Source organism: Mycobacterium sp. (genome assembly GCF_049683355.1).
Lineage (GTDB): Bacteria > Actinomycetota > Actinomycetes > Mycobacteriales > Mycobacteriaceae > Mycobacterium.
Window position 1 is genome coordinate 1 of the sequence record NZ_JBAUJB010000240.1, and the last position, 10,880, is coordinate 10,880.

Sequence of the window (10,880 nt, forward strand, 5' to 3'; positions counted from 1 at the left end):
GTCGGCGCCTCTGCGCCGCGCGCCGGGGTCTGCGGCGAGGGTGCGTCGGCCTGCGGGCGCGACTCGGGCGCGGAGTCCTCGCGTGCGGAACTACGCGCCCGCAGCAGTAGCGGCACCGCCGCGATGATCACCACCGCGGAAACCCCGATGACGGTGTAGAGCACCCAGGGGGTGCCGGAGTCGCCGCCGGATGTGGCACCACTTCGGGACAGATCCACCAGCGCCACCGTCGCGGCGACCCCGGCTCCCAGAGCTGCCAGCCAGGCCGCTGCCGCGCTGCCGAGCAGGATTCGGTCGACTCGGTCCAGAGCGGAGAGATCAAGCGCGGGACCCGGTCCCGAACGATCGGCGGTGTCAGCGAGGTATGTCATCAGCGGTGTGGTCTGCCTAACAACTGGTCTGTGCAGCGTTGTTGGTGTTCGACGACAGCACTTCGCCGTCGCTCGTGGTGATCGAGCAGTTCAGCCTGCTGACCAGGAACAGGCTGGACGCCTGCACGGAACCGACCTCGGACTGCGAGATCGGGGTGACGGTCAGCGACCAGGGGATGTAGACGTTCCGCTGGGTGCGACTGCGGCCGGACGCGTCGATGTAGGTCACCGAGATGATGTCACCCGGGGCCTTGGTCCCGGTGACGGAGTAGGTCACCTGCCGGGGACCCGCCCGCGTGGTGGTTGTCGGTGGTGGCGGCGGTGGCTCCTCGGTGACCGGCGGTGGAGGCGGCGGCTCGGCAACCGGCGGTGGCGGCGGCGGTTCCTCGGTGACGGTGATGGTCTCCGGGGGCGGCGGAGGCGGTGGCGGCTCTTCGGACGGTGGTGGTGGCGGGGTGGTCGTGGTGAACTCGTCCTGCACCGGCGGTGCCGAACGCGTCGTCGTCTCCGGTGTCGCCACATTGTCGGTGTCGGTGCGGGTCACCAGGACCGACACCGAGACCACCAGCGCGACCGCCGCGATGATCGCGACGACACCGACCACCCATGGCCACCGCGGGGGCGGCTGCGACTCACCGGTGTCGACAGCGGGGTCGTAGCTGTCGTAGTCGTAGAGCGCCGCGTCGGCAGGGAGGTAGGGAGCGCTGACGAACTGTTCGGACTCCGGCGCCGAATACGCCTGGGAGTAGTGGTCGGTCTGACCGGTGTCTATGGGGTCGGGACCGGCTCCACCGTCTGGCGTGGCGCCGGTGGACTCTTGCGTCGATTCGTCCGCGGAGTGCCGGCCAACCGGCTCCTCACCTGGCAGATCCGAACCGCCAGGGTCCCGTCCCGGGGGATTCGGCCCGCTCATCTACGCCTATCCTTCTCGACTGCTACTCCACCGCCGGTGGTGCCGTCAACGGCCCACAGCGCCTGGGCCACACTACCCAACGGAGACACCCGAGTCGGACGCTCGGCGCGGTCGGCGGGCGAACTCATGCCCGGATTGTGACCTTCTGCCCGACACACAGCCCGCAACGCCGAGAGCGCGGTCAGTGCTTCTCGGGTCCCACGTGGTACTCGAAGACCAGACCGCACACCGTGGCCAGCACGAAGCAGACGCCGGCGACGATCAGCCAGGGCAGCCACATCGCCATGCCGACCGCGGTGATCGAGGCCGACAGCGCGATGAAGATCGGCCACCAGCTGTGCGGCGGATAAAAGCCCAGTTCACCGGCGCCGTCGGCGATCTCGGCATCCTCGTAGTCCTCAGGCCGGGTGTCGAGACGACGCGCGACGAACCGGAAGAACGTGCCGATGATCAGCGTCAGACCGGTGGTCAGCACGAGCGCGGTGGTGCCCGCCCACTCGACGCCGCCTGGGGCGAACATCGCAGTCAGAACGGCGTAGATGACCGACGACAACGCGAAGAACGCGGTGAGGAACTCGAACAACCGGGCTTCGATATGCATGTGCTGTCCTACCTGCTCGCCTGGGGGATCTGCGGCGCCTGCTCTCCGCGGCGGGTGTCGAACGGCTCGGTGGTGACCGCCAGCGGCGGCTGGCCGATCGCCTGCAGCGCCTCGGCGTTGGTCATACCGGCGATGCGCTGCCCGAGATAGGCCTTGAAGTCATTGGGCTCCACCACGCGCAGCTCGAAGTTCATCATCGCGTGGTAGGTGCCGCACAACTCCGTGCACCGGCCGACGAACGCGCCGGTCTGGTTGATCTCACTGACCTGGAAGACGTTGTCGGAGTTGTTCTCCGCCGGGTTGGGCAGCACGTCGCGCTTGAACAGGAACTCCGGCACCCAGAAACCGTGGACCACGTCGGACGAGGCGATCTGGAACTCGATCCTCTTTCCGGAGGGCACCACCAGCACCGGGATCTCGTTGGACGAACCCAGCGTCTCGACCTCGTTGAAGTTGAGGTAGGTGCGGTCCTCCGGGCTGACTCCGCCGATCGCGCCGACCTGGCCCCCGCCGTGGCCGTCTCCACCCTCACCCTCGGCCTCGCTACCCTCCGGGGCGGCGGCCATGGCCTGTTTGCGCTCGTCCTGGGCGCCCTCGTAGCTGTAGGTGCCGTCGAGGAAGTCGACCTTCTGGTAGCCGAACTTCCAGTTCCACTGGAAGGCGGTGACGTCGATCACGACCTCGGGGTTGGGCTCCTTGTGCAGCATCCGCTCCTGCACCACGACCGTGAAGTAGAAGAGCACCGAGATGATCAGGAACGGGGTCACGGTGAGCGCCAGCTCGAGCGGCATGTTGTAGCCGAACTGCCGCGGCAGCTCCGTGTCATCCTTCTTCTTGCGGTGGAACACCACCGTCCAGAACAACAGGATGTAGACGATCGCCCCGACGACCAGCGCGGCGATCAGCGAGCCGATCCACAGCTCGCGGTTCAGGTGCGCCTCAGGGGTGATGCCGTTGGGCCAGCCGAGGCCGAGCACCTCCGACCAGCTGCACCCGCTGAGCAGGACCGTCGTCCCTCCCAGGAGAACGGACAATGCCACCAACTTCAGGCCGCGAGCGGACACGTTGGCGCCTCCTTGAAAGTCATCGGGGCAGTCGGTGGACCGCCCGGCGGTCAGAAGACTGCACTGAATACTACGCAGCGTAGACCACCCCCCGGGGGTCGAGCGAAGCGACCGGGGAATGTGTCCGGTGCCGGTCCCGGCGCGCCCGCCCGATTAGGCATACTGGCGCGGTGTGCGGACTGCTGGCGCTGGTAACCGATTCCTCCGAGGAGGTCTCCCCCACCCTCGTCGAGGCGGTGTCCGGCGCCGCCTCCCTGATGCGCCACCGGGGTCCGGACGAGCCCGGGACCTGGCACGACGGCCGGGTGGTACTCGGTTTCAACCGGCTGTCGATCATCGACATCGCCCACAGTCATCAGCCGCTGCGGTGGGGTCCGGAAGACCAGCCCGATCGCTACGTGCTGGTGTTCAACGGCGAGATCTACAACTACCTGGAGCTGCGTGAGGCCCTGCGGTCCGAGCACGGGGCGGTCTTCCGCACCGACGGCGACGGTGAGGCGATCCTGGCCGCCTACCACCACTGGGGCACCGAGTCGCTGACGCGGCTGCGCGGCATGTTTGCGTTCGCGCTGTGGGACAGCGTCGAGCAGGAGTTGTTCTGCGCGCGCGATCCGTTCGGCATCAAGCCGCTCTTCCTGGCCACCGGGTCCGGCGGTACCGCGGTCGGCAGTGAGAAGAAGTGCCTCCTCGATGTTGCCGGGCAGCTCGGACTCGACCTCGGCATCGACGACCGCGCAGTCCAGCACTACACGGTGCTGCAGTACGTGCCCGAGCCCGAGACGCTGCACCGGGGCATCCAGCGGCTGGAGTCGGGCAGCTATGCGCGGGTCCGTCCCGGCGGCCGGCCGCAGGTGACCCGCTACTTCATCCCCCGCTTCGAGGCAGTGCCGTTTGTCGCGAAAACCGAGCAGAGTCGCTACGACGAGATCACCGCCGCGCTCGAGGACTCGGTGGCCAAGCACATGCGCGCCGATGTGACGGTCGGAGCGTTCCTGTCCGGCGGGATCGACTCGACGGCCATCGCCGCGCTGGCGATGCGGCACAACCCGCGGCTGATCACGTTCACCACCGGCTTCGAACGCGAAGGGTTCTCCGAGGTGGACGTCGCCGTCGCCTCCGCCGAAGCGATCGGCGCCCGGCACGTCACCAAGGTCGTCAGTCAGGCCGAATTCGTCGCTGCGCTCCCCGAGATCGTCTGGTATCTCGACGAACCCGTCGCCGACCCAGCGCTGGTACCGCTGTTCTTCATCGCCCGGGAGGCGCGCAAGCACGTCAAGGTCGTGCTCTCCGGAGAAGGCGCCGACGAGCTGTTCGGCGGTTACACGATCTATCGGGAACCGTTGTCGCTCAAGCCGTTCGACTACCTACCGCGGGGCCTTCGCAAGTCCGTGGGGAAGATGGCCGCGCCCCTGCCGCAGGGCATGCGGGGCAAGAGCCTGCTACACCGTGGCTCGCTCACCCTCGAGGAGCGCTACTACGGCAATGCGCGCAGCTTCTCCGACGAACAACTGCGGGCGGTGCTTCCGCGTTTCCGCGAAGACTGGGTCCACACCGACGTCACCGCCCCGCTGTACGCCCGGTCGCAGGGCTGGGATCCGGTGTCCCGTATGCAGCACATCGATCTGTTCACCTGGTTGCGCGGCGACATCCTGGTCAAAGCCGACAAGATGACGATGGCCAATTCCCTGGAACTGCGGGTGCCGTTCCTGGACCCCGAGGTGTTCGCGGTGGCTTCGCGGTTGCCGTACGACGAGAAGATCACCCGGACCACCACGAAGTACGCGCTGCGGCGGGCGTTGGAGCCCGTCGTGCCCGCACACGTCCTCAATCGTCCGAAGCTCGGTTTCCCGGTGCCGATCCGGCACTGGCTGCGCTCCGGCGAGCTGCTGGACTGGGCCAACGAGATGATCGGCGCCTCCGCGGCCGGCGACCTGATCGATCTGGCCGCCGTCCGGTCGATGCTCGACGAACACCGCCGCAGGACAACCGATCACAGTCGCAGACTGTGGACGGTGCTGATCTTCCTGCTGTGGCATGCGATCTTCGTCGAGAAGAGCCTCACCCCGCAGATCAGCGAACCGGTCTACCCGGTGCAGCTCTGATCGTCAGTTAAGCGCTTGGGCGATCTCCCGGCCCGCCTCGGCACCGTAGGCGCCACTCAGCCGCGTCACCGCGGAGTCGCGGTCCCAGGACCACTCCTGCGGACCCGGCGCCTCGAGCACGAGGGTGGCCACCAGGGACGCCAGCTGGGCCGCCCGCTCCAGCGACAAGCCGGCGTCGCGCCCGGTGAGGAACCCGGCGCGGAATGCGTCGCCGATACCGGTCGGATCCGTCTTGTGCGTCTCGGGCACCACATCGACGTGGATGAACGTGCCGTCCCGGCCGACCAGATCCACGCCCTTCTCGCCCAGCGTGGTGATGCGCATCTGGATCTGCTTCATCACCTCGGCCTCCGACCACCCGGACTTCTGCAGCAGCAGATCCCATTCGTAGTCGTTGGTGAACAGGTATGTCGCGCCGTCGATCAACTGGCGGATCTCCTCGCCGGACAACCGGGCCAACTGCTGGCTCGGATCCGCGGCGAACGCCAGACCGAGTGACCGGCATTCCTCGGTGTAGAGGAACATCGCGTCCGGATCGTTGGCGCCGATGATGACCAGATCCGGAGCGCCGGTCCGCTCGACCATGTCGGCGAGCTTGATGTTGCGGGCCTCCGACATCGCTCCCGGATAGAACGAGGCGATCTGGGCCATGTCCTCGTCGGTGGTGCACACGAACCTCGCCGTGTAGGCCGACTGGGAGACCAGCACCTCGTCGCAGTTCACGCCGTGCGAGGTGAGCCATCCGCGGTACTCGTCGAAGTCCTTGCCGACCGCCCCCACCAGAATGGGGTCACCGCCCAGCACGCCCATCGCGAACGCCATGTTGCCCGCGACGCCGCCGCGGTGCACCACCAGGTCGTCCACGAGGAAGCTCAGCGACACCTTCTGCAGGTGGTCGGCGAGGAGCTGTTCGGAGAACCGCCCCGGGAATCGCATCAAATGATCGGTCGCGATCGATCCGGTCACCGCAATGGTCACGCAATTTCACCCTTCGTGGTCTTCACCCTCCGCGTGCCCCGACGAGCCGCACGGACGAACGTCGTTCACCCTACTGTCGACGGTGGCAGTCCCGCCCTGTCGGCCCCTTGGTGGGCTGTCGCAGCCCCCGGGTACCCCGATCCGTTGCGCTAACCTGCCTATAGGTGCCTGCCCGGCCGCAACCAAGACGGCAGCGAGAGGGCAGCGAGAGGGCACAGCCTCTGATCGACATCCGAAATCCGACCTTCCCGGGAGCAAGTAGATGACTGGTCCGTATCCGCCCCAGTACGGCGCTGGACCGGGCGGGCCGCAGTCACAGCCCGGATATCCGAACTCGTTCGGGCAGCAGTACCCGGCCATGGGCGGCCAACCCCCTCCGGGGCAGCCCCAGCCCTATCCCGACGGTGGCTTCAACGCGACCTATCCGGGCACGCTGCCGCCACCGGTGCAGTATCCGCCCCGTAAACGCCGCAAATGGATCATCGCGGCCGTCGCGGTGCTGGCGGTGGCTGTCATCGTCGGCGTGCTCTCCGTGGTGACGCTGACGGGCGGGCGTGCCGAGGAGAGCTCCGGCGGGCAGCTGACCGAGGCGTCGGCGCAGGCCGCGATCCAGGAGTACCTGGACGCGCTGTCCAACGGCGACGACGAGACCGTGGCCCGGCACACGTTGTGCGGGCTTTTCGACGCCGCCAAGGAACGTCGTGCCGACCTCGCGCTTGCGAGCCTGTCCAGTGAAGCCTTCCGCAAGCAGTACAGCGTCGCCGAAGTGACCTCGATCGACAAGATGGTGCGGTGGTCGCCGATGCAGGCACAGGTGCTCTTCACGATGGAGGTGGAGCCGGCGCGCAACGCCAGGGGCTCACAACCCGAGGACGGCGAGGAACAGGCCATCGCCCAGTTGTTGTCTCTCGACAACGAGATCCTGGTGTGTTCCTACCTGCCGCGGACAGCCGGTCAGTACTGACCGGCTACCGCGGCGGCGCTGGGATCAGTTGAACGAATCGCCGCAGGCGCATGACCCGCTGGCGTTCGGGTTGTCGATCGTGAAACCCTGCTTCTCGATGGTGTCGACAAAGTCGATGCTGGCGCCTTGCACGTAGGGGGCGCTCATCCGGTCCACGGTGAGGGCGATGCCGCCGAACTCCACCGTCAGATCCCCGTCGAGGGTGCGGTCGTCGAAGAACAGGTTGTATCGCAGCCCGGCGCACCCGCCCGGCTGCACGGCGATGCGCAGCGCCAGGTCGTCGCGACCCTCCTGGTCCAACAGTGCCTTGGCTTTCGCCGCTGCGGCATCCGTCAGGATCACGCCGTGGGCGTCGGTGGCCTGATCTGCCTGCACTGCCGACTCGTCCTGAACAGTCATGGAATCTCCTGTGTGGATGTACGTGGGTGTAGGCCCTCCTCCCCATGCAAGGGGGATAGCTCCACTGTGTCAACGGTACCTTGTTCCGCGGGTATTCCCCATCTGTCACCAGGTCTGCGCTCCACCTGCGGGGACGTCAGGAGTATTCGGCCGCGACGGCGGTTGTGAGGCCGGTGAGCTGGTTGGCCGCATCCTCGATCGCGCGGTGCACCGACCCGGCGTGGTCGGTGACCGAATGCGCGGCGGTGATGCCGGCGGCCTGCAGCGCGACCCGGTCCAGGGTCACCTGGCCCGCCAGCACGAGCACCGGGGTCTGTCGCGCTCCGGCGCCGCCGGCCAGCGCGCTGACGACCTTGCCGTGCAGTGACTGGTCGTCGAAGCGTCCCTCGCCGGTGATCACGAGGTCGGCGGCGGCGACATCGTCGTGCAGGGCGGTGTGCTCGGCGATGATCGCCGCCCCGGACTCACGTCGGCCGCCCAGGGCGATCAGCGCCGCGCCGATGCCGCCGGCGGCGCCGGCGCCCGCCTGGTCGCTGACGTTTCGGCCCGCGGCAGCGTTCAGTTCCTCGGCCCATCGGCTGAGGCGTTCCTCGAGCACCGAAACGGTGTCCGGGTCGGCGCCCTTCTGCGGTCCGAACACCGAAGCGGCGCCCATCGGGCCGAGAAGGGGGTGTTCGACGTCGGTCGCGACGATCAGCTCGACACCGTCGAGCAGCGCCCGCGCGGCGCCCAGACCGCCCAGCGCCTCGATCATGCCGCGGCCACCGTCGGTGCATCCGCTGCCACCGAGGCCGACGACGATGCGTTCGGCACCGGCCTCCAGGGCGGCGGCGATCAGCTGGCCCACTCCCCTGCTGTGCGCGTCGAGCGCGGTACGCACCGTCGGGGGGCCACCGAGCAGCGCGAGGCCGCATGCCTGCGCGCATTCGATGTAAGCGGTCACCGGATGTGCCGACGCCGCAGTGTCGAGCACCCACCGGGCATCGACGTCCTCGTCGAGCGGCCCGCTCACCCGCTCGGTGTGCATCTGGCCCAGCCGACTGGCGAGCACCTCCACGAACCCGGGCCCGCCGTCGGACTGCGGGGCCAGCGTGAGCCGGTCCGCTGGACGGGAGTTGCGCCAGCCCTGCGCGATGGATTGAGCCGCTTGCACCGCGGTCAGGCTGTCGCCGAAGCAGTCCGGCGCGATCAGCACGTTCAAGCCCGCCATAACGGCAGACTATGGCTCGGGCCGACGAGCCGCATGCCCGGGATGGGATGCTCGCCACCCGCGGCCCTAGAAGTAACCTGGCAGTGTGAAACTGCTGGGCCGCAAGAAAGACGACTCCGAGGGGTCGGGAGACACCCAGAAGCCTGTCTCCGACGGCACGCCGGCCGGCACGTCCGGCCAGCGTGTGACGACGGCGCCCAAGGGCAAGCCGACACCCAAGCGCAGCGAGGCCAGCCGCAAGCGCGGCCCGGTCGCGCCCGCGCCACTGACCGCTGCCGAGGCCCGGCGCCGCCGCAAGGAACTGGGCGGGCCGAAGCTGTCCCGCGAGGAGAAGAAGGCACAGCGCGCGGAGCGGCGTTCGGAGATGTCGCATCGCCGCGAGAAGATGATGGCCGGCGAGGACGCCTACCTGCTGCCACGCGACCGGGGCGAGGTGCGGCGGTACGTGCGTGACGTGGTGGATTCCCGGCGCAATCTGCTCGGCTTGTTCATGCCCTCGGCGCTCGGTCTGATCTTCGTGATGCTGGCAGTGCCCTCGGTGCAGGTGCAGCAGATGTTGTCACCCGCGATGCTGGTGCTGGTCTTGGTGATGGTGATCGACGGCTTCATCCTGGGCCGAAAGGTGAACCGGCTGGCGGACGAGAAGTTCCCGGACAACACCGAGACCGGGTGGAAGCTGGGCTTCTACGCGTCCAGCCGGGCGTCGCAGCTGCGTCGCATGCGTGCGCCGCGACCCCAGGTCGAGCGCGGCGACCGCGTCGTGTGACGTACTTCCCCGCCATACCCGCACCCGACGCAGACGCCGCGGCTGCTGCCCGGAAGCGGCAGACCAGGTTGACGAAGCCGCTGGGTTCGCTGGGCCGGCTGGAGGACCTGGCTGCGTGGGTGGCTGGGTGCCAGGGCGAATGTCCCCCGCGGCAGTTCGAGCGCGCCCGGGTCGTGGTCTTCGCCGGCGATCACGGTGTGGCGGCTGCGGGCGTGTCCGCGTACCCGGCCGAGGTGACCGCGGCGATGGTGGCGAACATCGATGCGGGCGGCGCCGCGGTGAACGTGCTCGCGTCACTGGCGGGCGCCGGCGTGCGGGTCGTCGACATCGCGGTGGACACGGCCGACGCGCTGTCACCGGCGATCGGCGCCCACAAGGTCCGCCGCGCCAGCGGCAACATCGCCGTCGAGGACGCCCTGACACCGACCGAGGTGGTCGAGGCGATCGAGGCGGGCCGCCGGATCGCCGACGAGGAGGTCGACGCCGGTGCGGATCTGTTGATCGCCGGCGACATGGGCATCGGGAACACCACTCCGGCGACCACCCTGGTGGCGGCCCTGACCGGCACCGAACCGGTCGCGGCCGTCGGCCGGGGCACCGGCATCGACGACGCCGGCTGGGCGCGTAAGACGTCCGCCGTTCGCGACGCGCTGTACCGGACACGGCGCATCTCTGCGGATCCCATTGCGGTGCTGCGGATCTGCGCGGGTGCCGACCTGGTTGCGGTGACCGGGTTCTGCGCTCAGGCCGCGATCCGGCGCACCCCGGTGCTGTTGGACGGCGTCGTGGTGACCGCTGCCGCGCTGGCGGCTGAACGGCTGGCGCCCGGGGCCAGACAGTGGTGGCAGGCCGGGCACCGATCGACCGAGCCGGCGCATTCACTGGCTTTGCGCGAGTTGGACCTCGATCCCATCGTCGAACTCGGGATGCGGTTGGGCGAAGGCACCGGCGCACTGGTCGCGTTGCCCGTACTGCGCGCAGCGGTGGGCACGCTGGCGTCGATGGCGACCTTCGAGGAAGCCGGAATAGACGCATGATCAGTTCTGTCGCAGGCGCTTTCGCGTTCGCGACGGTACTTCCGACCCCAGCTGCTCAGCGGGTGAACATCGGCCGCGGCGTGATGACCGCGCTGCCGGTCGCCGGCGCCGCGCTGGGGGGGTTGGCCGCTGCCGTGCTGTGGGTGGGCTCGCAGGCGTTCGGCGCGGGCAGCGCGCTGGCCGGTGCGCTGACGGTGGCGGTGCTGCTGGTGGCCACCCGCGGACTGCACATCGACGGCCTGTCCGACACCGCCGACGCGCTGGGTTGTTACGGCGCGCCGGAACGGGCGCTGGCGGTGATGCGCGACGGCGCGGCGGGACCGTTCGGTGTCGCGGCGGTGACGGTGACGATCGTGGTGCAGTCCCTGGCCTTCGCCCAGACCCACTGGCCGGCGGTGCTCGTCGCCGTCGTGGCAGGTCGGGTCGCTGCGGTGGCCGCGTGCCGCCGCTCGGTCCCGGCCGCCCAGGGCAGTGC

12 protein-coding genes are annotated in these 10,880 nt (G+C 68.9%); 5 read left to right on the top strand and 7 right to left on the bottom strand.

Features of this window, described 5'->3' with window-relative positions; genetic code table 11:
• The 4 genes from WA944_RS14635 to ctaC form a co-directional block, all read right to left on the bottom strand.
• Positions 1–371 (bottom strand): DUF2561 family protein (locus tag WA944_RS14635; protein ID WP_526647073.1); only part of this gene is annotated, 371 nt, incomplete at its 3' end.
• 16 nt (positions 372–387) lie between these two features.
• Positions 388–1,284, bottom strand: a complete 897-nt coding sequence (locus WA944_RS14640; RefSeq protein WP_526371749.1) for an MmpS family transport accessory protein — start codon at positions 1,282–1,284, stop codon at positions 388–390.
• 181 nt (positions 1,285–1,465) lie between these two features.
• The gene (gene ctaF, locus WA944_RS14645) at positions 1,466–1,885 is read right to left on the bottom strand and encodes a cytochrome c oxidase subunit 4 (RefSeq protein WP_163891865.1); all 420 of its coding nucleotides are present in this window, start codon (positions 1,883–1,885) and stop codon (positions 1,466–1,468) included.
• An 8-nt stretch (positions 1,886–1,893) separates the two neighbouring features.
• Positions 1,894–2,949: an aa3-type cytochrome oxidase subunit II gene (gene ctaC / locus WA944_RS14650; RefSeq protein ID WP_526371751.1), complete on the bottom strand. Its 1,056-nt coding sequence runs from the start codon at positions 2,947–2,949 to the stop codon at positions 1,894–1,896.
• A 170-nt stretch (positions 2,950–3,119) separates the two neighbouring features.
• Here ctaC and asnB point away from each other — a divergent pair, with 170 nt between their 5' ends.
• Entirely contained in the window at positions 3,120–5,051 is a 1,932-nt protein-coding gene (asnB, locus tag WA944_RS14655; RefSeq protein WP_526647074.1) for an asparagine synthase (glutamine-hydrolyzing), read from the top strand.
• Between the two features lie 3 nt (positions 5,052–5,054).
• On the opposite strand, the gene WA944_RS14660 is transcribed toward asnB, so the two are convergent.
• Positions 5,055–6,029 carry a carbohydrate kinase family protein gene (locus WA944_RS14660; RefSeq protein ID WP_526371638.1) on the bottom strand — a complete coding sequence of 325 codons (975 nt, stop codon included), beginning with the start codon at positions 6,027–6,029 and terminating at the stop codon, positions 5,055–5,057.
• A gap of 262 nt (positions 6,030–6,291) precedes the next feature.
• Here WA944_RS14660 and WA944_RS14665 point away from each other — a divergent pair, with 262 nt between their 5' ends.
• Positions 6,292–6,993, top strand: a complete 702-nt coding sequence (locus WA944_RS14665) for an Rv0361 family membrane protein (protein ID WP_526371640.1) — start codon at positions 6,292–6,294, stop codon at positions 6,991–6,993.
• 24 nt (positions 6,994–7,017) lie between these two features.
• Here the strand turns inward: WA944_RS14665 and WA944_RS14670 are convergent, their stop codons facing one another.
• Positions 7,018–7,392, bottom strand: a complete 375-nt coding sequence (locus tag WA944_RS14670) for a HesB/IscA family protein (RefSeq protein ID WP_370331099.1) — start codon at positions 7,390–7,392, stop codon at positions 7,018–7,020.
• Between the two features lie 136 nt (positions 7,393–7,528).
• Positions 7,529–8,602 (bottom strand): glycerate kinase, encoded by a 1,074-nt coding sequence (locus WA944_RS14675; RefSeq protein ID WP_526647075.1) that lies wholly within the window; start codon positions 8,600–8,602, stop codon positions 7,529–7,531.
• Positions 8,603–8,687: 85 nt separating this feature from the next.
• Between WA944_RS14675 and WA944_RS14680 the strand changes: the two genes are divergently transcribed.
• The 3 genes from WA944_RS14680 to WA944_RS14690 form a co-directional block, all read left to right on the top strand.
• Positions 8,688–9,368 carry a DUF3043 domain-containing protein gene (locus WA944_RS14680; protein WP_526374000.1) on the top strand — a complete coding sequence of 227 codons (681 nt, stop codon included), beginning with the start codon at positions 8,688–8,690 and terminating at the stop codon, positions 9,366–9,368.
• Complete coding sequence (gene cobT, locus WA944_RS14685; protein ID WP_526609812.1) at positions 9,365–10,405, top strand: nicotinate-nucleotide--dimethylbenzimidazole phosphoribosyltransferase; 1,041 nt, start codon at positions 9,365–9,367, stop codon at positions 10,403–10,405. The genes WA944_RS14680 and cobT overlap by 4 nt, the downstream gene beginning before the upstream one ends.
• A partial coding sequence (locus WA944_RS14690; RefSeq protein WP_526647076.1) for an adenosylcobinamide-GDP ribazoletransferase occupies positions 10,402–10,880 on the top strand: 479 nt, incomplete at its 3' end. The genes cobT and WA944_RS14690, both read left to right, overlap by 4 nt.